17 protein-coding genes are annotated in these 22,569 nt (G+C 74.2%); 15 read left to right on the top strand and 2 right to left on the bottom strand.

The window, feature by feature from the left end; all coding sequences use genetic code 11:
- Positions 1-29: 29 nt before the first annotated feature.
- On the bottom strand, positions 30-2,882 hold the full coding sequence (locus ACIGO8_RS32830) for an ATP-binding protein (protein ID WP_399738288.1): 2,853 nt from the start codon (positions 2,880-2,882) through the stop codon (positions 30-32).
- A 370-nt stretch (positions 2,883-3,252) separates the two neighbouring features.
- On the opposite strand from ACIGO8_RS32830, the gene ACIGO8_RS32835 reads away from it, so the two are divergent.
- From ACIGO8_RS32835 to ACIGO8_RS32890, 12 genes are all read left to right on the top strand, one after another.
- A complete protein-coding gene (locus ACIGO8_RS32835; RefSeq protein WP_399738290.1) occupies positions 3,253-3,690 on the top strand; it encodes a hypothetical protein in 438 nt (145 codons plus the stop codon).
- Positions 3,687-4,439, top strand: a complete 753-nt coding sequence (locus ACIGO8_RS32840) for a thioesterase II family protein (protein ID WP_399738291.1) — start codon at positions 3,687-3,689, stop codon at positions 4,437-4,439. The genes ACIGO8_RS32835 and ACIGO8_RS32840 overlap by 4 nt, the downstream gene beginning before the upstream one ends.
- Positions 4,440-4,591: 152 nt before the next feature.
- Entirely contained in the window at positions 4,592-5,671 is a 1,080-nt protein-coding gene (locus ACIGO8_RS32845; RefSeq protein WP_399738293.1) for a class I SAM-dependent methyltransferase, read from the top strand.
- 228 nt (positions 5,672-5,899) lie between these two features.
- On the top strand, positions 5,900-6,748 hold the full coding sequence (locus ACIGO8_RS32850) for a BTAD domain-containing putative transcriptional regulator (protein WP_399738296.1): 849 nt from the start codon (positions 5,900-5,902) through the stop codon (positions 6,746-6,748).
- Positions 6,749-6,852: 104 nt separating this feature from the next.
- The gene (locus ACIGO8_RS32855; RefSeq protein ID WP_399738298.1) at positions 6,853-7,317 is read left to right on the top strand and encodes a group II truncated hemoglobin; all 465 of its coding nucleotides are present in this window, start codon (positions 6,853-6,855) and stop codon (positions 7,315-7,317) included.
- 193 nt (positions 7,318-7,510) lie between these two features.
- Positions 7,511-8,767 carry a Cmx/CmrA family chloramphenicol efflux MFS transporter gene (locus tag ACIGO8_RS32860; protein ID WP_399738300.1) on the top strand — a complete coding sequence of 419 codons (1,257 nt, stop codon included), beginning with the start codon at positions 7,511-7,513 and terminating at the stop codon, positions 8,765-8,767.
- 195 nt (positions 8,768-8,962) lie between these two features.
- Positions 8,963-9,712, top strand: coding sequence for a methyltransferase (locus ACIGO8_RS32865; protein WP_399738302.1), 750 nt, complete (start codon positions 8,963-8,965; stop codon positions 9,710-9,712).
- Positions 9,713-9,828: 116 nt separating this feature from the next.
- Entirely contained in the window at positions 9,829-11,292 is a 1,464-nt protein-coding gene (locus ACIGO8_RS32870) for an NAD(P)/FAD-dependent oxidoreductase (RefSeq protein ID WP_399738304.1), read from the top strand.
- A 31-nt stretch (positions 11,293-11,323) separates the two neighbouring features.
- The gene (locus tag ACIGO8_RS32875) at positions 11,324-11,731 is read left to right on the top strand and encodes a RidA family protein (protein WP_399738306.1); all 408 of its coding nucleotides are present in this window, start codon (positions 11,324-11,326) and stop codon (positions 11,729-11,731) included.
- 182 nt (positions 11,732-11,913) lie between these two features.
- On the top strand, positions 11,914-13,305 hold the full coding sequence (locus tag ACIGO8_RS32880; protein ID WP_399738308.1) for a DHA2 family efflux MFS transporter permease subunit: 1,392 nt from the start codon (positions 11,914-11,916) through the stop codon (positions 13,303-13,305).
- Between the two features lie 149 nt (positions 13,306-13,454).
- Entirely contained in the window at positions 13,455-14,348 is an 894-nt protein-coding gene (locus ACIGO8_RS32885; RefSeq protein WP_399738311.1) for an alpha/beta fold hydrolase, read from the top strand.
- Positions 14,349-14,409: 61 nt separating this feature from the next.
- Complete coding sequence (locus ACIGO8_RS32890) at positions 14,410-15,957, top strand: AMP-binding protein (protein ID WP_399738313.1); 1,548 nt, start codon at positions 14,410-14,412, stop codon at positions 15,955-15,957.
- 42 nt (positions 15,958-15,999) lie between these two features.
- Here the strand turns inward: ACIGO8_RS32890 and ACIGO8_RS32895 are convergent, their stop codons facing one another.
- On the bottom strand, positions 16,000-16,587 hold the full coding sequence (locus ACIGO8_RS32895; protein WP_399738315.1) for a flavoprotein: 588 nt from the start codon (positions 16,585-16,587) through the stop codon (positions 16,000-16,002).
- A 232-nt stretch (positions 16,588-16,819) separates the two neighbouring features.
- Here ACIGO8_RS32895 and ACIGO8_RS32900 point away from each other — a divergent pair, with 232 nt between their 5' ends.
- From ACIGO8_RS32900 to ACIGO8_RS32910, 3 genes are read left to right on the top strand one after another with little or no spacing between them, the layout of a single operon-like run.
- A complete protein-coding gene (locus ACIGO8_RS32900) occupies positions 16,820-20,104 on the top strand; it encodes an amino acid adenylation domain-containing protein (RefSeq protein ID WP_399738318.1) in 3,285 nt (1,094 codons plus the stop codon).
- Positions 20,101-21,813, top strand: a complete 1,713-nt coding sequence (locus ACIGO8_RS32905; protein WP_399738320.1) for a GMC family oxidoreductase — start codon at positions 20,101-20,103, stop codon at positions 21,811-21,813. The genes ACIGO8_RS32900 and ACIGO8_RS32905 overlap by 4 nt, the downstream gene beginning before the upstream one ends.
- A 2-nt stretch (positions 21,814-21,815) precedes the next feature.
- Positions 21,816-22,565: a thioesterase II family protein gene (locus ACIGO8_RS32910; protein ID WP_399738321.1), complete on the top strand. Its 750-nt coding sequence runs from the start codon at positions 21,816-21,818 to the stop codon at positions 22,563-22,565.
- The last annotated feature ends 4 nt before the right edge of the window (positions 22,566-22,569 follow it).

Consider the following 22,569-nt stretch of genomic DNA (forward strand, 5'->3'; position numbering starts at 1 on the left):
GGCTCCCGGCCGCTCGGCCGCTCGGCCGGTCAGCCGGTCCGCAGGTGGCGCGGCGCGGCGAGCGGCGTCCTCGGCTGGTAGAGCAGCACCGGGGCCGGAGCCGGGCCCGGGGCCGCGTCCACCGCCGCGGCCGGTACCGCCTGCGGCGGGAAGAACCTGGCCAGCTCGTGCCGGCCGCTGATGCGCAACTTCCGGTACGAGTGGGTGAGATGGGACTCCACGTTGCGCAGGCTCACCTTCAGGAGCCGCGCGATGTCCCGGTTGCTCATGCCCTGGGCGGCCAACTCGGACACCTGCCGCTCGGTCGGGGTCAGCAGCGACTCCGTGGAGTCCTTGCGCGGATCGGGCCGGCCGCCCGCGAACCGCAGCTCCCGCTGCACCGCCTCCACCAGGGCGTCCGCGCCGAGCGAGATGCCCACCTCGTTGGCGCGGTGCAGCAGCTCGCGGGTGCGCCGGGCCGTGCCGTGCTGCCGGTGGGCGCGCCCCGCCGCGTACAGGGCGTGGGCGAACAGCAGCGGTGCCGGGGCCGGTTCGAGCAGCTCCACCGCCCGCTCGGCGAGCCGGAGCGCCTCACGGCCCGGGCTCGCCGCGGCCTGCGCCACCAGCGCGCGGCCCAGCGCGGCGGGTGCGTCCCAACGGCGGGCCCGCTCGGTCTCCTCCTGGGCGCCGCGGCGGGCCGCGGCCACGTTCCCGAGGGCCAGCTGGAGCGTCGACCTGGTCGAACGCCAGGGCAGGATCGCGGGATTGGCGACACCACGGCGGGCCAGCTCCTGCGCGCACCGGTCGATCAGCGCGAGCCCGCGCCGGGCCTGGCCGAGCCGTCCGAGCGCCCGCCCGGCGCTGTGCAGCAGATGGAGCCGCCACCAGGTCACGGGCTGCTCGCCGGGCAGCGGCGGCGCCTCGTCCAGGAGGGCGCCCGCCGCCGCGATGTCGTCCTTCTCCAGCACGACGTCGATGAGCACGGCGCGGGCCAGCGCCCCGGCGTGGTGCTCGGCGGCGCCGATCCGCCCGAGCAGGTCCGTCGCCTCGCGGGCGTCGTCCTCGGCCGGGCCGAGCAGGCCACGGTGGAGCTGGACCAGGGCGCGTACGGCGAGGGCCTCGGCGATCCGGGTCACGGCGCCGTCGGCGCGGGCGAGCCGCACCTCGGTGTCCATGTGCCGCTGGGCCTCGGCCACGTCGCCCGCCCAGAGCTGGGCGAGCAGCGCGTGGTACCAGGTCGGCGAGCCGTACGGGGCACGCGGCACGGACAGGAGACGGTCGGCGATCCGCCGCACCGCGGGCGCCGACTCCCCGGCCGCCGTCCGCAGCAGCAGCACCCGTTCGAGGCGTTCACCGCCGTCGGCGAGCGCCTCGTCGGCGGGCCGGTAGGTGCCCTCGTGCAGCCGTACGTGCCGCAGCGCCTCGCGCAGCCGGGCCGCCGCCGTGGGTTCGAGCCCGCCCGCCTCCCGCCGGGCCTTTTCCAAGGCCTCGCGGGCGGACGCCGGCCGGTCGAGCCGCAGCAGCACGTCGGAGAGCCGCAGCGCCTGCCCGACCCGCTCGTCGGGCCCGGCGGCGCCGGCGGCGTGCGCGGTCAGCGCGCGGGCCGAGGCCGGCAGGTCGAGCCCGGTGAGCGCCTGGATCCGCAGGCCCTCGGCGCGGTCGGCCAGCTCCGCCGGCACGCCGTGCAGCACCGCCTTCTCGACCAGCCGGCGCGCCCCGGCCGGATCGCGGCCGACCATGCCCTGGGCCACGTCGAGCAGCAGCCGGCCCATCCACGGCTCGTCGAGCCGGTGGGAGCGCAGCAGATGGCCGGCGATGTCCTCGCAGGGCGCGCCGCGGCGCCACATGCAGCGGGCGGCGAGGCGGTGCAGTTCCGCGCGCTCGGCGCACGGTATGTCCTGGTAGAGGAGGCCGGCGAGGAGCGGGTGGCGGAACTTCATGTCGTGCGGACAGAGCAGGCCCGAGTCGGTCAGTCGGCCCAGACATCGGCAGGCGTCCTCCGTGGGCACGCCGCACAGGTCCGCGAGCAGCGCCGCGTCCACCGGCGCGCACAGGATGCTGGCGGCCCTGGCGACCTCGAGGCCGTGCGGGTCGAGCCGCCGGAGCATGCACAGGATGCGCTCCTTGACCGGCTGGAGGCGCCTGCCCTCGTCCTTCGGCTCGGCCGGCGCGCGGCCGGCCAGCACGTCGGTGCGTAAGTGCTCGGTCAGGAGGTAGGGATTGCCGCCGGTGCCGGCGACCAGGGCGTCCACGGACGCGTGGTCGTGCCCGTGGTCGTGGCCGCAGATCGCCGCGGCCAGGTCGAGGGCCACGCTGGGGCTGAGATCGCGCAGGTGGATGTGCCGGTCGGGCCGCAGTCCCTCCAGGAACTCCACCAGCAGGTGCTGGTCGCTCGCCGGCTCGCCGCACCGCTTGGTGGTGAGCAGGACCACCGGCAGATTCTCCAGACGGCGGCTCAGGAAGCCCAGCCACAGCAGGGATTCACGGTCGGCGTGCTGCACGCCGTCGACCGTGAGCAGCAGCGGGGTGTGCCGGGCGGCCCTGCCCACGCAGGCGCACAGCTCCGCGAGGAGCGGATAGTCGGGCTCGGCGGGCCGGCCGCCGTGCGGGGCGCCATAGGTCGCGAAGGCCCGTTCCCAGCCTCGCGCGGCCTCGGGCAGCGTGCCCAGCAGCTGGTGCACCACACCGAGGGCGAAGCCCTGTTCGGTCGGGGAGGCGGTGGCGGACAGTACGGCCATGCCCTGCTCTCTGGCGGTCTCCTCGGCCCAGCGCAGCAGGGAGGTCTTGCCCGTGCCGATGATCCCCTCCACCAGCGCGACCGCGCCCGCCCCTCCCCTCGCCGAGTCGAGCATCCGCGTGATGACCTTCGACTCCTCGGTCCTGCCGAACAGTTCCTGGGGCACCGCCCTGACCTCCTGCCGAACAGTAATGACGTCGCCGCCACGGCAGAAAAGGCTTCGTCGAAGCACGTGGAGGAATGGTCAACTTCCGCCACGGAGAACCCCCGAGCACCGCTGAACGGCGTACACCTCCGATGGATCCCGACGCTAGCACGGGCCACCACGGTATTTGTACAGCCGATTCCGCATGACGGTTTCCGAACGTGTTCCTTCGGCCATTGCTTCGGTCCCACCGTATTGATGAACACGGGGACCGCACGGGTACGGTCGGCACGCTTTCGCGGTGGTGGCCGGTGAGCCGCGCGGAAATCCACCGTCGCGTCCGCGGCGATTTCACCACCGACCTGTTGGCGGAAATCAGATGGAGGGACCGGTGTCCGCGGTGTCCACCGAACAGTTCGTGCTGTCCCTGACCGGAATCCTGCCCTACGTCTACGAGCAGGCGTGGCAGAGCGTCCTGGGCACCCGCTTCCGGCTGGAGGTCGTGGACTGGCGGGCGACCCGCACGGCGGTGCAGGACGCCCGGCTCGCCGAGCGGCTCGCCCGCGAGTCCGCCGGCGGGCTCCGCGGCCGGGAGCCCTCCGACGGGCTCCCGCCCGGACGGCCGGCGGGGATGCGCGCCACGCTCATCCGGCGCGACGAACGGACCTGGACCTTCGCCTGGCGCTACGACCGGGCGCTGATGGACCGGCGGGCCGGACTGCGGACCGTGGACCGGGCCGCCGAGGCGTACCGCACGCTGCTGCGCGGCGGCGACCCGCGCCGGGCCGCCGCCGTGCGCCGGCGGCTCGCCGGTCCGGTGGGCCGATGAGCGGCGACAACTCCGTGCGGCTGTTCTGCCTGCCGTTCGAAGGCGCCTCGGCCGGCGTGTACCTGCCCTGGAGCGAGGAGACCGGTCCCTCCGTCGTCGTCACGCCCGTCGAACTGCCGGGCCGCGGCCGCCATCCGCGCACCCGCCCCTGCGGCCGGCTCGAACCGCTGCTCGCCGAGGTCATGCCGTACGTGGTCCGCATGTGCGACCGGCCGTTCGCGCTGTACGGGCACGGGCTCGGCGCCCTCCTCGCGTACGAGATCGCGGCCCGCCTGGAGTGGGAGCACGACGCGGTCGCCGAGCGGCTGTACGTGTCGGGCGCCGGCCTGCCGCACCGGCCGCCCACCGCGGACCGGGCCCTCGGCCACCTGCCGGACGAGGAGCTGCTGCGCGGGCTCGGCCGGCGGGGCCGGATCCCTCCCGGCGCCCGCGACCCGCGGCGGGCGGCCCGGACGCTGCCCGCGCTGCGCGCCGACCTCGCCGTCCTGGAGGCCTACCGGCGCGACCCGCGCCATGTCGTGCACTGCCCGGTCACGGCGATGGGCGGGCTCGACGACCCGGGCGTCGCCGCGGCCGACCTCGCCGGCTGGCGCCGCTGCACCCGGCGCCCGCTGCGGGTGGACATGTTCCCCGGCGGGCACTACTTTCCGCTCACCGCCCGGCGGGAGGTCCTGCGCACCTTCAGCCGTGACCTGGACCGCCCGCGGGCCGTGCGCCGCGCATTGGCGGCGACGGCGCGCTCGTACTGACCGGCGGGGCAGGCGGGCGGTCCCGGGGGCCGCCCGACGGGTCGGCCCGAGGGCCGTCCGGGGCGGCCGTCCCGGGCGGCCGTCCCGGATTCGGCAACGGAAGTTGCCCGCCCGCTCCGGCGCGCCACATCCTGGCCGCCGGAGGTGACGGTATGACACCCACCCATCGCACCGCGGGCCTCGACGACCACCTCGGCGCCGCCGGGAGGGCGGACGGCGACGTGCGCGACGACGCCCCGGACCTCGGCCCTGAAGGTGACGTGCGGGACGACGGCCTCGACGCCGACGCCGACGCGGACGTCGACGCCGGTAACGGGTTCGGCGCCGGGGCGAGCGGTGACGGACCCGACGGCCTCGACGGCCGCAACGGACCCGACGATCTCGACGGCGAGCCGGACCACGAGGCCGAACCGCACACCGGCTTCCTGACCGAGGCCGCCCGCTGGCTGCGCGGCCTCCTCGGGCCCGAGGACACGGTCACGGCGGCCGTCCGCCGGGTCCTCGACGTCGGCAGCGGCCCGGGCGCGGCCTCCTGCGCGCTCGCCCGGGCCTTCCCGCGGGCGCAGGTGGTCGCCGTGGACCGCTCGCCCGCCCATCTGGCCCGGGCCGGGGCCCGGGCCGCCGCGCGCGGACTCGCCGGACGGCTCGTCACCCGGCGGGCCGAACGGCCCGAGGAGTTCGGCCGTCTCGGCCCGGCCGACCTGATCTGGACCGGCAACGTCTGCCGCCACCTCGGCGACCAGCAGGCGGCCCTGCGGAGCCTGGCCCGCGCCCTGCGGCCCGGCGGGCTGCTCGCCGTCGCCGAACGCGGACTGCCGCCCCGCTTCCTGCCCCGCGACATCGGCATGGGCCGGCCCGGCCTCCAGGCCCGCCTCGACGCGGCGCTCGAGGAGCACTACGCCGACCGGCGCGCCGCGCTGCCCGGAGCCACCTCCGTCGTCGAGGACTGGCCCTGCCTGCTGGCCTCGGCCGGACTCGTCCCCGCCGGCACCCGCACCTTCCTCGTGGAGCTGCCCGCCCCGCTCGGCGAGGCCACCCGCCGGCACCTGCACACCCGGCTCGCGCGGCTGCTCGACGAGATCGGCGAACGGCTCGACCTCGTCGACCGGCTGACCGTGGAGCGACTTCTCGACGGCGACGCCTGTACGAGCATTCTGTGGCGCCCCGACGCCTTCTATCTGACGGCCGTCACCGTGCACACCGCCCGTCTGTGCCGGCCGCGCACCGGCTGATTCCGTGCCGATTTCCCCCCCGCCGGAGTCCGGGCACCGGGCCCGTACTTCGGCGTACTCCGGCGTCCCCGTAAGACCGTAGGACCGCCGGCCCGCAGATTCTTCGGTCAGCCCTACGGTCCGACCGTATTGAGGGGCCCGCGACCGCACTCCTAGGTTCCTTCACGGCAGCCGCTCCGGCGCGAGAAGTGGAAATCCGGCCGGGCACGGGTGAGAGACGGAGGACGCGTGAAGATTCGGATTCTGGGCCCGCTGCACGCCGAGACGGACGGAGTTCCGGTCGTCCCGACGGCCGCGAAGGAGCGGCAGATCCTCGCCCTCCTCGCGCTCCACCCGGGGCAGCTCGTCCCGGTCGGCGCGCTGCGCGAGGAGGTGTGGGGACCGGTGCCGCCGCGCAGCGCCCACACCACCCTGCAGACCTACGTCCTGCGGCTGCGCCGCGGCCTGGCCGCGGCCCTCGGCGCCGCTCCCGGCGGCCCGGCCGGACCGGCTGCCCGCGCCGCGGCGCGGGAACTGCTCGCCACCGGTCACGACGGCTATCTGCTGCGGGTCGCCGAGGAGGACGTCGACGCCCTCGCCTTCGAGCGGGCGGCCCGCACCGGCCACGCCGCCTTCGCGGACGGCGACAGCGAGGCCGCCGCCCGGCTGCTGCGCGAGGCCCTCGCGCTGTGGCGGGGCCCGGCCCTGGTGGACGTACGGGCGGGAAAGGCGCTGCGGGCGCTCGCGGCCCGCTTGGAGGAGAGCCGGCTGCTCGCCACCGAGCGCCGCATCGACGCAGAGCTCCGGCTCGGACTGCACGGCGAACTCCTCGCCGAGCTCACCGAACTGACCCGCACCCACCCGGGCCACGAACGCCTGCACGCCCAGGCCATGGTCGCGTTCTACCGCTCCGGCCGGCAGGTGGAGGCCCTGGAGCTCTACCGCGGCCTGCGCCGGCGCCTCGTCGAAAAGCTGGGCCTGGAACCCGCGCCGCAGCTCCAGCGCCTCCACCAGGCGATGCTCGCCGTCGACCCGCGGCTCGACACCCTCGCCCAGAGCGGCCCGCCGACACCGACCTTCGACCTGTACGCGGCCTGACGCCGGCCCGCTCCGCCCGGCTCCGGCCCGATCGGGCCCCGCAGCCGGTCCGCTTCCCTCGGCTTCCCCTCCGCTTCCCCGCGCTTCCCACGAAAGGCGACGAAGTGACGAACGACGTACCCAGTCTGTACGAGTGGGCCGGCGGCGCCGAGGCGCTGGAACGGCTCACCGAGGCCTTCTACGCCCGCGTCCGCAAGGACGAGCTGCTCGCCCCGCTCTTCGCCCGCATGGCGGACGACCACCCGCAGCACGTCGCGACCTTCCTCGGCGAGGTGCTCGGCGGCCCCGAGCGCTACACCGAGCACCACGGCGGCTTCCCGCACATGCTCTCCCGCCACCGCGGCCGGGCCATCCGGCCCGAGCAGCGCGCCCGCTGGGTCGAGCTGATGCTGACCGCGATGGACGAGGTCGGCCTGCCCGAGGACGCGGAGTTCCGCGCGGCCTTCGTCGGCTACATCGAGTTCGGCTCGCGCCGCGCGATGGCCAACTCGCAGCCGGGCGCCGCGCCTTCACGCCGTACCACCATCAAGAAGTGGGGCTGGGGCGAGGGCGTTCCCGGTGACGACTGAGCCGCGCGGCGGCGTCCGGAAGCGGCCCACGACGTCCCGGTATCGGCAACAAATGTTGTCCGCACGAGGCACCCGGTTCCAGCATGAGGGCACTGGTGATCACCCTGCCCGAGCGGATCGACGAGGCCGGCAGACCGGCGCGCACCCGCCTCGATCCGCACGTCCGAACCCTCTCCGTACAAGGAGCCCGCCCATGTCTTCGACCACGCCTGAGAGCGTGCGGAACGCGGCGCAGGAGGCCGCACCCCGCAAGACCTCCGACCGGCTGCCGTTCGCCGTCTATCTGCTCGCCTTCAGCCTGTTCGCCATGGGCAGCGCCGAGTTCCTGCTGGCCGGCGTGCTGCCCGACATCGCCGACGACCTGCACATCTCGCTGTCCTCCGCCGGCGCCCTGATCTCCGCCTTCGCGATCGGCGTGGTGATCGGCGGCCCGCCGCTCGCCGTGCTGACGCTGCGCTGGCCGCGGCGCACCACCCTGGTCGTCTCGCAGCTGACGTTCGCGCTCTGCGTGGCCGTCGGCCTGCTGACCGACGACTTCACCGTCCTGATCGTCACCCGCTTCCTGTGCGGCCTCGCCTACGCCGGTTTCTGGGCGGTCGCCGCCGTCACCGCGATCGGCCTCGTCACGCCCGACCGCACCGCCCGCGCCTCCGGCGTGGTCGTCAGCGGCCTCAGCATCGCCATGGTGGGCGGCGGCCCGGCCGGCGCGCTGCTCAGCCACTTCACCGGCTGGCAGGGCGGGTTCTGGGCGGTGGTCGCGCTGACCGTCCTCGGCGCGGTCTCCACCGTCGTCGCCGTGCCCGCGACCCGCGCGGCCGAGGAGCCCAGCGTGCGCCGGGAGCTGCACACCATGCGCAAGCCGCAGCTGTGGGTGGTGTACGCCGCGACGCTGCTCAGCACCGCCGCGTACATGATCTCGTACAACTACCTCGCGGCCTTCCTCACCGACGTCACCGGCATCGACTCCGTCTGGGTGCCCGCGATCCTCGTGCTGTTCGGCATCGGCGCCTTCGTCGGACTGTCCATCGGCGGCCGGATCTCCGACGGGCGGCCCCACCACGCGCTCCTCGTCGGAGCGGGCGGGATCCTCGTCGCGTCCGTCCTGCTCGCCCTGCTCGGCCGGCACGCCGTGGCGGTCGTTCCCCTGGTCCTGATCCTGGGCGTGGCCGGCTTCGTGCTCAACCCGGCCATCTACGGGCGGGTGTTCAGCGTGGCGGCCGGCGCGCCCACCCTCGCCGGCGCCACCGCCGTCTCCATGTTCCAGCTCGGCATCAGCCTCGTGCCCGTCCTCGCCGGCGTGGCCCTCGGCGCCGGAGCCGGACTGACCTCCATTCCCTGGCTGGGCGCGGGCATCGCCGTCCTCACCGTCCCGGTCGTCCTCGTCGAGAAGTCGATGGCCCGCAAGCGCGCCGCCCTCGCCGCCGAGCACGCGGCGGCCGGCGACAGCTGATCCCGGCCGGCCCCCGCTCATCCTTCCGCCCGCTCTCCCTTCCGCCCGCTCATCCCTTCGCCCGCTCTCCCGGCCACCGTGCCGGCCGCCCTTCCCGGTCGTTCCGTCTGCTCTTCCATCCGCCGTTCCGTTGCCCGGAGCCGCGGAGCATTCCCGTACGGAATTGCTCCGCGGCTCCTCCCGAAGGAGAACCGCATGGACAACAAGCTCGGTTACGAACTCGGCACCTGGGTCGTGGACCAGATCCGGAGTCCCGACCGCCCGGCCCGCAGCACGTTCTCGCTCCTCGACCGGGAGTGGGAGCTGCTGCCCGAGGTCTTCCCGCCCTACACGGACCCGGGCCCGGGCCTCTTCGCCTCCTGGGTGCCGTACGAGAAGGGCGACCGGTTCCTCGAGATGGGCTGCGGCGCCGGCATCGCCGCGGTCCTCGCCGCGGACGCCGGCTGTGCGCGGGTGCTCGCCGCCGACATCAACCCCGCCGCCGTGGAGAACACCCGGCGCAACGCCGCCCGGCACGGTGTCGCCGACCGCGTGACCGCGCTGGCCAGTGACCTCTTCGACGCCCTGGACCCGGCCGAACGGTTCGACGTGGTCTTCTGGAACACGCCGTTCATCGAGGCGCCCGAGGACCGTCCCTACGCCGGGCAGATCGAGCGCGCGGTCTTCGACCCCGGCTACGAGCTGGTCGGCCGCTTCTTCCGGGACGTCGTGCGCCATCTGGCGGACGGCGGGCGGGTCTTCCTCGGCACCAGCGAGGCCATGGGCAACCCGGACAAGATGCTGCGTGCCGCCGCCGACGCCGGCTTCGAGGGCCGGCGTCACCGCAGCGAGAGCGTCGGGCTCCCCGCCGCGGACTTCGGCGACTCGCCGGTGGTCCGGGCCCACACCGACGAACACGGCACCGTCCACATGGACTTCACGATGTACGTCTTCACGCGCCGCTGACGCCCGGGCCGCCCCGCGCCGCCCGCGCGGCCCTCCGTACGACCGCACCCCGCACCGACCGCACCCCGCACCGACCGCACCAGCTCTTCCACCGGATTCGAAGATTGGGATCGGGAATGTCGACGAACACCCACGGGAACGCAGACGGTACCGGCTACGACGTCGTCATCGCCGGAAACGGAGTCCTCGGCCTCTCGCTCGCCTGGGTCCTGGCCCGCCGAGGACAGCGCGTCGCCGTCCTCGGCCTGCCCCACCGCCCCTGGGCCGGCTCCGCCGCCGCCGGCGCCATGCTCGGCTGTTTCGGCGAGGTCACCACCTCCCTCCTCGCCACCGAGCACGGCCGGGCCAAGCTCGAACTCGGCATCAAGGCCACCGGGATGTGGCCCGAATGGCTGGCGGAGCTGGAGGAAGGCACCGAAGGCGCCCCGGTCAAGACCGCCGAGGGCACCACCGTCGTCCTCAACACCATCGGCACCGCCGAGATCGACGACGCCAACTACCAGGCCATCCGGGCCGAACTCGTACGCTACGAGGAGCCCTTCGAGGACCTCGAGCCCACCGACCTCGACTGGGTGGACGCCGAGCCCATCTCCCGCCCGCTCAGGGCCTTCCACATACCCGGCGAGCACGCGGTCGACGCCGCCGCGCTCCTGGAGCGGCTCGAGTCCGCCGCCGTCCGGGCCGGCGTCACCCTCGTCCCCGAGTTCGCCACCCGCGTCGCACACCGCGGCGAGCGCGTCACCGGAGTCGTCCTGGAATCCGGGCGCACCCTCGCCGCCGACCACGTGACGCTCGCCGCCGGCGCGCGCACCCAGGAACTCCTCGACAGCCTGCCCGTCGGCCCGCGCATCCCGCGCCTGGTCAGCGGCTACGGCGTGTCCTCGCTCATCAGGACCGCCGACGGCACCACTCCCGACAGCGTCGTCCGCACTCCCAACCGCTCCTTCGCCTGCGGACTGCACGTCGTCCCGCGCGGCGACGGTCACGTCTACGTCGGCGCCACCAACGTCATCTCGGTCGAGCCCCGCGACACCGCCGAGATGCGCGACCTGGTCTTCCTCCTCCAGTGCGCCCACCGCCAGGTCCGCCGCAACCTGTGGAACAGCGACGTCGCCAAGGTGCAGGTCGGCAACCGCCCCGTCTCCATGGACGCCTTCCCGCTGCTCGGCGAGGGCGGCATGCAGGGCCTGTGGGTCATGACCGGCACCTACCGCGACGGCCTGCACCTCTCGCCGCTGCTCGCCCACGACTTCGCCGCCCGGATCCTCGGCGAGGAGCCGCAGAACGACCTGGCCCGCTTCGCACCCGTACGCCGGCCCATCCAGGCGAGCACCCGCGAGGAGATCGTCGACGTCCTCGTCGACCACCAGATGGGCATCGGCTACGAGCAGGACTGGACGATCCCGGTCGAGTGGCACCAGTGGATCGAGCAGGACCTGCGGCCGGCCACCCTCGCCTGGGCCGACGAGCTCGACCCGGAGTTCACCCCGCCGGCCGAGCTGCTCTTTGCCTCCCGCTTCGACCCCGAACTCGTCAGCCTGCTGCGGAAGTACTACGCCACCTGCCGCGAGCACGGCTGACGCCCCGAGATCCTCCGAGAAAGGACTGAGCATGGCTGTCGAGACCATCGACCCGGCCGGCCTCCCCAAGCCCTACGGATGGCGCCAGCTGGCCGTCGGCACGGGAAGCCGCGTCATCTTCCTCAGCGGCCAGACCCCGCGCACCGCCGACGGCGAGCCGGTCGGCACGGGAGACCTCGCGGCACAGACCGAGCAGATCTACCTCAACATCGCCACCGGACTCGCCGAGGCCGGCGCCACGTTCGACGACGTGCTGCGGCTGACCATGTACGTGGTGGACTGGTCGCTCGACAAGTGGGAGGCGATCACGGCGGGCGCCGAGCGCGCCGCCGCCACGCTGGGCGCCGACGTCGTCCGGCCCACCACCCTGGTCGGTGTCGCGACCCTCGCCGAACCCGACTTCCTGATCGAGATCGAGGCGACGGCCATCGCCGGCTGACCCCGGTCCCCGCCCGTCACGAAGGCCCCCGCCGGATCCCGGCGGGGGCCTTCGCGACGAGGCCGGGCCGGCCGCGGCCCGCACGTCCGGTGTGCGCCTCGGGGAGGACGGCCCGTGACGGCGCCGGTCCTCCGATCGTTGTCGGGGCGCATCCATCCCACGTCGTCGACCGAGGGGGCCGCGTGCCCAGGGAACGCCTTGATCCCGCCCTGCTCAGGCTCTGCGGCGTGCTCGCCGTGGGCGCCTTCGCCCCGCTGCTCGACAGCACGATCGTCTCCGTGGCGGTCGACGTCCTCGCCGTGGACCTCGGTGTCCCGACGACGACCGTGCAGTGGGTGAGCACCGCCTATCTGCTGGCGTTCGCGATGGTCATGCCGGTGAGCGGCTGGGCCGGTGACCGGTTCGGGACGCGGCGGGTCTGGCTGGGCGCGCTGGCCCTGTTCTCCGTCGGCTCACTGCTGTGTGCCTGCGCCTGGAGCGTCGGGTCGCTGGTCGTGTTCAGAAGTGTGCAGGGGGCCGGAGGGGGACTGATGATGCCGGTCATGCAGACCATCGTCGTCCGGGCCTGCGGCGGTCGACGGGTCGGGCGGCTCGTCGCGATCGTCTCGTTGCCGGCGCTGCTGGGCCCGGTCCTGGGGCCGGTGTGCGGAGGGCTGCTGCTCGGGCATCTCAGCTGGCGCTGGATCTTCTACGTCAACCTGCCCGTCTGCGCGCTCGCCCTGTTCCTCGGCCGGCGGGGCGTGCCCCGTGATCGTCGGCAACGTGCTTCACGCCTCGACGTCGTGGGGCTGACGCTGGTCTGCCCGGGCCTGACCGCGCTCGTGTACGGGCTCGCGCAGTGCGGCGGCCAGGACGGCGCCGGAGGAGGGCGGGTGCTGCTGCCGACGGCGGCGGGGATCGTCCTGGTCGTCGCGTTCGTCGGATGGAGCCTGCGCAGCAGCGCGCCCCTGATCGACATGCGCCTGTTCCGGCTGCGCTCCTTCGCCGCGACGGCGGTGCTGATGTTCGCCGGCGGTCTGACCATGTACGGCGGGATGTTCCTGCTGCCCCTGTACGCCCAGTTGGTGCTCGACAAGGGCGTCGTCGCCACCGGAATCCTGCTCGTTCCGCAGGGCCTCGGTGCGCTGGCCGCGCGGGCGGCCGGCGTGCTCACCGACAGGATCGGGCCCCGCCCGGTCGTGGTCACAAGTCTGCTGCTCAGCGCGGTCGCGACGTGGCCCTTCGCCGCCTCGGTGGGGGAGGGTCCGGTCATCGCCGTCGCCCTGTTCTTCCGCGGCCTCGGCATGAGCGCCGTCAACCTCGCCGTCACGGTCGGCGCCTATCAGGGGCTGGACGACTCCCAGGTCGCGGATGCCAGCACCACGACGCGTATCGTCCAGCAGCTCGGCGGTTCCTTCGGCATCGCCGCCCTCGCCGTCCTGCTCCAGCGCGGCGGCCACACCGCCACGGCGTTCGCCCACGCCTTCGCCCTGACGGCCGCCCTCACCGTGTGCGCCGTCCTCGCGGCAGCGCTGCTGCCCGGCCGCCGAGCCCCGGCCCGAGCACCTCTGGCGACAGCCGAAGGACGGCCCTGACGTCCCTGCACCGCCGGCCGCATCGCCCCTCCGGCCGCATCGCCCGTCCGGCCGCGGACGGCCGAAGGGTTTCCGGCCAGGCCGCGCGACGGACCGGTCAGATGATCGCGGGCGCGTGACCTTTGCCCGCGCGCCCCTGTTGGCCGGGCATGAACACTGAGCGGGTCCGTCACCTCACCTTCGACCGCTTCGGCTACCGGTGCCGGATCGTCGAGAACGCTGCTCCCGTCACCGAGCCCGTCGTCGTACTCGGCGGCGCCTTCCAGGACATGTACGCCTATCAGCGGCTCGAAGCACGATGGGCGGCCTCGGCGACCGTCGTCAGCGTGGACCTGCCGGGCTCGGGCGCGGCCGACGTGCTGCCCGCTTCGTACGGCTTCGACTTCCTGACCGGCGCGCTGGCGGACCTGCTGGACCAGCTGGGCCTCGGCCGGGTGAACCTCTTCGGGGCCTCCTACGCCGTGCCGATCGCCTACGACCTGGCCCAGGAGCATCCCGAGCGTGTCGCCCGACTGGCTCTGGTGGGCGCCGCTCCCGTGTACCCACCCGAACAACGCGCCGCGCTGCGGGCGATGGCCCACGCCCTGGAGTCGGGCGACCCCGGCGCGTACGCCCGGATGAGCATCGAGGCCCTGCTGTCGCCCGGCGAGCGGGACGTCCACAAGCGCGCCGTCGTCACCCGCGTCCTCGCCCGCACCATGGGGTCGGTCACCCGCGCCGACATCCCCCGGCATCTGGCCTCCACCCGCCGTGTCATCGAGTGGCCCGGGTTCCGGCCCGGCGGTGTCCGGGACGTTCCGGCGCTGGTCTTCACCGGCGAACACGACAGCCTCACCGTGCCCGATCTCGGGCGCGAGGTCGCCGCCACCATCGCCGGGAGCGTCTTCACCCTGATCCGGGGCGCCGACCACCTCTGCCACCTCGAACGCCCGGCGGAGATGTCCGAGTTGCTGGATCGCTTCTTCACCGACCAGCCCCTCGACGGCCTGCCGTACCTCACCGGCCTCGAACACCACGCCAGGCGCGCCTCCCTGGTCCCGTGACGGCTCCGTAGCGCCCCACGACCAGTCCGCCACCGCATCCCTCACCCACCAAGGGGCACAGATGTCCGACCTCCGGCCCCGGACGGCCGACCACGGTTTCGTCTCCTACGCGGAAGCCGTCCTCGGCAGCCTGGCGCGCGATCCCGGCCTGCCCGCGGTCATCTGCCCCGACCGCCGGCGGATCACCGCGGGCGAGCTGCGCGACAGCGTCCACCGGCTCGCCCGCGAGCTGATCACGCGGGGCGTCCGGCGCGGGCAGACCGTCTCACTGCTCACCGGCAACACCCCTCAGGCGCTCGTCGCGCGCTACGCGGCCAACCTGGCCGGTGCGCGCGTGACACCCCTGTACTCCGGGCTGAACCCGGAGGCCCTGGCGCACCTGGTGGACGTCGCCGACACCGAGCTGCTGCTGGTCGACCCCACCCGGTACGCGGACCTGGAGCGGCTGGAGCCGCTTCTCCACGTGCCGATGCCGGCGACGCTCGGCCCGCACCCGCACCTCGACGACATCCTCGCGGCGGCGGACGGGCAGCCGGCGGAGCCCGTCACCGTGCCCGTGGGCGCGGAGGACGACTGGTGCATCCGCCACACGGGCGGCACCACGACCGGGCTGCCGAAGAGCCTGCAGATGAAGCACGGCCCGTACCGCCGCACCCTGGACCACCTGTCCTGCCCCACGGAAGCCCCGCCGCGCTATCTGGCGTGCACGCCGCTCACCCACATCGCCGGGCTCTGGGCGGACCTGGCGCTGATCCAGGGCGGATCCGTCGTCCTGCAGCACGACTTCGATCCCGGCGAGGTCCTCGCGGCGATCGCACGCGAGCGGATCACCCGGCTCTTCCTCCAGCCGCCCCTCCTGCACCAGCTCCTCGACCATCCCGCGCTGCCCGCCAGCGACACCTCCAGCGTCCGGCAGCTGACCTACGGCGGCAGCCCCGCGTCGACGGCGAGGCTGCGGCAGGCCGAAGGCGTCTTCGGCAAGGTGCTGCACAGCTGGTACGGGCAGAACGAGACGCTCGGACTCACCGAGGTCCACCCCGACGAACACGACCGCGTCGGCCGGCACGGGCAGATCACCGTCGGGCGTGCCATGCCCGGCGTCGAACTCCGCGTCGTCGACCCGCACGGCGGCGTCCTTCCCGCCGGCCGCGAGGGCGAGATCCACGCCCGCGCCCACAGCGCCATGAACGGCTACTGGAAGCAGCCCGAACTGACCGCCCGCGTGCTGCACGACGGCTGGGTGCGCACCGGCGACATCGGCTACCTCGACGACGACGGCTATCTCTTCCTCGCCGACCGCAGCCACGACACGATCACGGTCGAAGGCACCCAGGTCTATCCCAGCGAGATCGAGGAGGTGCTGATGGCCCACCCCGCCGTCGCCCAGTGCGCCGTCTTCGGCATGCGGGACGAAGACACGCTCGAGCGCGTCCACGCCGCCGTCGTGCCCGCCCGCGGTCACGACGCCGACATCGACGAGCTGCGCCGCCTCGTCGCCGTCCGCAAGGGCGATCTCCACGTGCCCCACGCCTTCCACGTCCTGCGGGCCATCCCGCTCAGCGGCATCCTCAAGCCCGACAAGAACGCACTGCGCCGCGCACTCTCCTGAAGGGGCTCCCTCATACGCGCGCGGCGGAAGGGCGGCCGCGCCTCAGGGACGCGGCTTGGCGAGCAGCTCCTCGATCACCGCGGCCACCGTCTTCGGTGCGGGCAGCCCGGGATGGTGGCTCGCCGTGCCCGTCGTCGGGTCGAAACCGTCGTGCCATTCGGGCTCGTGGACGAGCGCGCCGTCCTCCCGGATCGTCGCGATGTTCCGCCGCACCGCCGGCTTGTGCCACATCTTCGCGCCCATGACCGGGAAGTACACGACGGGGCAGTCCACCGAGAGCGCCACCGTCAGGAGCCGGTTGGGCGCCGCGCCGGCCGCGGCCGAGGCCAGGGTGTGGGCGGTGGCCGGCAGGACCGCGAGCACGTCGTGGTCGGCGGCCAGCCGGGACGGCTTGTCCGTCGGCCAGTGCGCCGGCGACTCGCCGCTCACCACCCGCTCGGCGAACAGCGCGAGGCTCTCCGGCGTCACGAACGAGGCCGCGGTGTGCGTCAGGAGCACCGTGAACGTGCTGCCCGGTATCCGCCGGCGCATCGCCTCGATGTACGCGGGAAGCCGGGTCACCGCGATGGAACCGGTGGCACCGACGAGGACGCGTTTCCCGGTCGTCTCCGGGGCGTGGTGAATTCCCATGACCCGATGATGTCGCCGCCGTCCCGCCACCGGTCAATGCCGGAAAGCGGCCGGGACCGGCGCGTCCGGCCGGAGTCCAGTGGAATTCCGGCGCGCCCGCGCAGCGGGCCAAATCCTACGGTCGTCCCTACGGTTCGACCGTATTGAGGCCGAATGCGCCGCTGCCTAACGTCCTTTTCCGTCAGGAAATGGGAAAGCCCGTCAGGGCGACCGAGAAAAGGGACGGACGTCGATGGAGGATCTCTTCGCCAAGCTGCGCGACGGCGCGGGCCGGACCCGGCTCGACGGGAAAAGGCTGCCCGATCTCAAGCCGCGGCCCGAGCAGCGGCACGAGCCGTTCCCGCTCACCGACATCCAGCAGGCCTATCTGATCGGCCGCCACAAGGGCCTGGAACTCGGCGGCATATCCAGCCAGTACTACCTCGAGTGCGACTGCCCCGGTCTCGACGTGGACCGGCTGACCCAGGCCCTGCGTCAGCTGATCGCCCGCCACGACGCGCTGCGCACGGTGGCCGGCCCCGACCAGACGCAGCGCGTGCTCACCGACGACGAGATCACGCCGTACACCATCGCCGTCACCGACGCGCGGAACCTTCCCGCCGGCGAGCGGGCGGCCCGCCTCGACCGCGTGCGCGCCGAACTGACCGAGCAGGTGCTGCCCTTGGACCGGGCGCCGCTGTGGGACGTCCGGGCCACGCTCCTCGACGGCGACCGGGTCCGGCTGCACCTGGCCGTCGACCTGCTCTTCCTCGACATGCGCGGTCTCTACCGGCTCCTGGAGGAGTGGCGCCGGCACTACGACGACCCGCACTGGCGGCCCGAGCCGCCGGAGCCGGCCTTCCGCGACTACGTCCTCGCGCACGAGGAGCTGCGCCACGACACCGTCGGCCGGGAGGACGCCGCCTACTGGGCCGAGCGCCTGGACACCCTGCCGCCCGCCCCCGAACTGCCGCTGGCCGTCGCCCCCGAACAGCTCGGCACACCGCGGTTCGTACGCCACCGGGCCGCCCTCGCGCCCGAGCGCTGGGCGGCGCTGCGCGCGGCGGCCGCCCGGCACGGCCTCACCCCGTCGGGCGTGCTGCTCGCGGCCTACGCCGAGGTGGTGCGCACCTGGTCGCGGCGCCAGGAGTTCACGCTCACCGTCACCCAGTTCCACCGCCTCGGCCTGCACCCGCAGGCCGACGCGATCGTCGGCGACTTCCTCGCGCCGAGCCTGCTCGCCGTCGGCGGCCGGCCCGAGGAGAGCTTCGGGCAGCGGGCGCGCGAACTCGAGGAGCGGGCCCTGGAGGACCTCGCCCACTCCACCCACAGCGGCATCCGGGTGCTGCGCGAACTGGCCCGCCGCAGGGACGACGGCCGGGCCTCGATGCCCGTCGTCTTCTCCAGCACGCTCGGCGCCGAGGCCGACGGCGGCGAGCCCGCGGCCGGCCGCCTGGAGGCGTTCGGGCCGCTCGTGCACGACCACAGCCGCACCCCGCAGGTGTGGCTGGAGAACCAGATCCTGCAGCTCGACGGCCGGATCTCGGTGAACTGGAACGCCGTCGAGGGCCTCTTCCCGGACGGCACCCTGGAGGCCATGTTCCAGGCGTACGTGACGCTGCTCGGCCGACTGGCCGACGAGCCCGCGCTGTGGGACGCCACCCGCGGCATCGTGCCGCTGCCCGCCGGCCAGGCCGAGGAACGGGCCCGCGCCAACGCCACCGCCGAGGACATCCCGCCGGCGCTGCTGCACGAACTGGTCGCCGAGGCCGCCCGGCGCGCGCCCGACGCGCCCGCCGTGATCACGCCCGGTGCGGAGACCTCGTACCGCCGGCTGACCGAGACCGCCCACCGGATCGCCCACCGGCTGCTCCGCGGCCCCGGCACCGCGCCCCACGAGATCGTCGCCGTCTCCATGCGGCCCGGCGCCGCCCAGTACTCCGCGTTGCTCGGCGTCCTGCACAGCGGCGCCGCCTATGTCGCCGTCGACCCCGAGCTGCCCGAGGAGCGGCGCCTGAAACTCCTCGAACGATGTTCCGTGCGGGCGGTGGTCACCGAGCCGGACCTGCGCGAGACCCTGCGCTGGCCCGCGGGCGTCACCGTGATGACCGCGGACGACGAGGCCACCCTCGCCTGCCCCGCCGAGGCGCCCGAGCGCCGCCAGGGCCCCGACGACCTGGCGTACGTCATCTTCACCTCGGGCTCCACCGGCGAACCCAAGGGCGTGATGATCACCCACCGCAGCGCCGCCAACACCGTGCAGGACATCAACCGGCGCTTCGGCGTCGGCCCCGACGACCGCACGATGGCGCTCGCGCCCACCGGCTTCGACCTGTCCGTGTACGACGTCTTCGGCGTCCTCGGCGCCGGCGGCACCGTCGTCGTGCCCGACCCGGCCCGCGGCAACGACATCGCCCACTGGTCGCAGCTCATCGGCCGCTACGGCGTCACGATCTGGAACAGCGTGCCCGCGCCCATGCGGATGTGGATCGACTCGCTCGGCGACGGCGCCGTCCCGCGCGGCTGCCGGCTGCGCCTCGCCCTGCTCAGCGGCGACTGGATCCCGGTCGACCTGCCGGACCGGATCCGCGAGAAGCTCCCCGCGATGCGGGTGATCAGCCTCGGCGGCGCCACCGAGGGCTCGATCTGGTCGATCCACCACCCCGTCGAGGCCGTGCGCCCCGAGTGGGCGAGTATCCCGTACGGAAAGCCGCTGGCCAACCAGACCATGCACGTCCTCAACCAGTGGCTGGAGCCGTCGCCGGTCGGCGTCACCGGCGAGATCCACATCGGCGGCGTCGGCGTGGCCCAGGGATACCTGGGCGATCCCGTCCGCACCGCCGAACGCTTCCTCGTCCACCCCGTCACCGGCGAACGGATCTACCGGACCGGCGACCTCGGCCGCTATCTGCCCGGCGGCGACATCGAGATCCTCGGCCGCGAGGACTTCCAGGTGAAGATCAACGGCTACCGTGTCGAGCTCGGCGAGATCGAGGCCGCCCTGCTGCGGCAGGACGGAGTGAGCAGCGCACTTGTGACCGCGCCCGCCCACGCCCGCACCGGACAGCGGCAGATCGCCGCCTACGTGGTGCCCGAGCCCGGCACCGCACCCGACCCGGCCGCCCTGCGCGAGGCGCTCGCCGCCCAACTGCCTGGATACATGGTGCCCAGCCGTTTCCTCACCCTGGACACCCTGCCTCTCACCGTCAACGGAAAGATCGACCACAAGGCGCTCCCCACGCCCTGGAACGACGACACCGAAGGCGCCACCGCACGCGTCGCGCCCCGCGACCGCCTGGAGGAACGTCTCTTCGCCCTCTGGTCCCAGCAGCTCGGCCACGCCGACTTCGGCGTCGAGGAGGGCTTCTTCGACATCGGCGGCGACTCGCTGCACGCCGTCGGCCTGCTCGCCCTGCTCCGGAGCGAGTTCGGCATCGAGGGCGACACCGAGCAGGAGATGGTCGAGGGCCTCTTCATGAACGCCTCCATCGCCTCCTTCGCCGAACTGCTCGCCTCCGCCGAGGAGACCGCCGCGTGACCACCACACCCCGTCCCGGCCCCATGTCCGAGGACCGCGAAGCCGGTCCCGCACCCGAGGACCGCGAAGCCGGTCCCGCACCCCAGGACCGCGAAGCCGGTCCCGCCGTCCCCGCCGTCGCCGAGTGGGACCACGTCGTCGTCGGCTCCGGCTCCGCCGGCGCCCTCACCGCCGCCCGCCTCGCCGCCCGCGACTCCGGCCACGTCCTGCTCCTGGAGGCCGGCCCCGACCAGCCGCGGCCCCGCGACCGCGCCCACCCGCTCGCCGACGCCGGCCGGCTCGTCCTGGCCGGCTACAACTGGGACTACAAGGCCAACCTGCGCACCAGCGACCGCCTGGAGGCCCTGCTCCGCGGCGGCGACACCACCGGCACCGCCGCCCGGGCACTGTGGGAACGCTTCCCCTACCAGCTCGGCAAGGTCGTCGGCGGCGGCTCCGCCGTCAACGGCGCCATCGCCCTGCGCGGACTGCCCCGCGACTTCGCCGCCTGGGAGGCGGCCGGCAATCCCGACTGGTCGTGGGAGCGCGTCCTGCCCTTCTACAAGGACATCGAGAACGACGCCGACTTCCCCGGCCACCTCCACGGCGACAGCGGACCGCTGCCCGTCCGCCGCACGCCGCGCGACCGGGTCCATCCCCTGGACGCGGCCTTCTGGGCCGAGTGCAACCGGCAGGGCGTCACCGATCTCGAGGACCTCAACGCGGGCGCCGAGGCCGGCGTCGGCGCCATCCCCGGCAACGCCGTCGACGGCGAACGCGTCGACGCCGCCACCGCCTTCCTCTCCGCCGCCCGCGAGCTGCCCAACCTCCACCTGCGCACCGGCGTCCGGATCACCCGGGTCCTGTTCGAACGCGACCGGGCCGTCGGCGTCGAGGCCGAGACGGGCGGCACCCTGACCACCGTCCGCGCCCGGCACGTCGTGCTCGCCGCCGGAGCCGTCGGCACACCCGTCGTCCTTCAGCGCTCCGGCGTCGGCGACGCGGCCCTGCTCCGGGCCCTCGGCATCCCGCCCGTCGCCCACCTGCCCGGCGTGGGCCGCGACCTCGTCGACCACCCCTCGGTCGTCATCTGGTCCAGGCCCGCCGACGGCGTCTGCACGCCGGGCCTGCCCTGGCGGCAGGTCGCCGCCCGGATGAGCAGCGGCTTCGACGACGACGTCGACATCCAGACCGGCCTGCTCAACAACGTGGAGAGCCACACCGTGCCCGGCTTCGTCGACCGGCTCGGCTGGCCGCTGGTCGTCGGCCTGTCGGTGATGCTGCTGCGCCCGCGCTCCCGCGGCCGGGTCTTCCTCGACAGCGCCGATCCCGCCGCCGCGCCCGTCATCGAACTCGGCCTCGGCACCGACCCCGAGGACGTCGAACGGCTCTGCCACGGCGTACGCCGCGCCTGGGGCCTGCTGCGCTCGCCCGGACTGGCCGGCCGGCTGGAGCGCACCCAGTTCTGGAGCGACCGCATGATCGCCAACGACGGAGTGCTGCGCAGCGGCGTCCGCCACATCATGAACCCCGGCTGGCACGCGGCCGGTTCCTGCCGGATGGGCCCGGCGAGCGACCCGTACGCCGTCGCCGACCAGGACGGCCGCGTGCACGGCACCGAGAACCTGCGGATCGCCGACGCCTCCCTCTTCCCCACCATCCCCAGCGCGCCCACCAACCTCACCACCCTGATGCTGGCCGAGAAACTGGCCCGCGGTACGAAGGAGTGACCGTGCAGACAGGCCCCAGGCCACCGGTACGGCTCTACTGCTTCCCGCACGCCGGCGCCACCTCGCTCGTCTACCGGAGCTGGCGACGGCTCGGCGAACCGCACCTCCTCGTCCACGGCGTCGACGCGCCGGGCCGCGGCGCCCGCCGCCGGGAACGCGGGGCCGCCGGCTTCCACGCCCTGGTGCGGTCCATGGCCCAGCAGGTGGCGGCCGACCTGCTCGCCGCACGCGAACGGACGCCCGGCCTGCGCTGGGCGGTCTTCGGACACAGCTTCGGCGCCACCACGGGCCTCGCCGTGGCCGCGGCCGTGGCCCGCCAGCTGGACCTGCCGCCCGTCCGGGCCGTGCTCTCCGGCGCCGTACCGCCACCGCTCCAACGGCCCGGACGGCTGCTCGCCGACGTGCCCGACGAGGAGCTGCTCGCCCGCACCGCGGCCGACGGAGGCACACCGCCCGCCGTGCTCGCCGACCCGACGATGAGCCGCATCCTGCTGCGGATGCTCCGCGAGGACGACGCCGTACGGGCCGAGTTCCGGGCCGAGGCGTCCACGCTGGAGGTCGACTTCCCGCTCACCCTCGTCGCCGCCCGCGAGGACGTGCACGCGCCGCCGGAGCGGGTCTGGCCGTGGGCCGCGCACAGCACGGCGGCGGTGCGGCGGGTGGAGATCGAGGGCGGCCACTTCGCGGCCGTCCAGCGCCCGAAGGAGACGCTGACGATCATCGCCGACGACACCGACCCCGGGGAGGGATGACCGC

Origin of the sequence: Streptomyces sp. NPDC053493 (genome assembly GCF_044544825.1) — a bacterium.
Classification (GTDB): Bacteria; Actinomycetota; Actinomycetes; order Streptomycetales; family Streptomycetaceae; genus Streptomyces.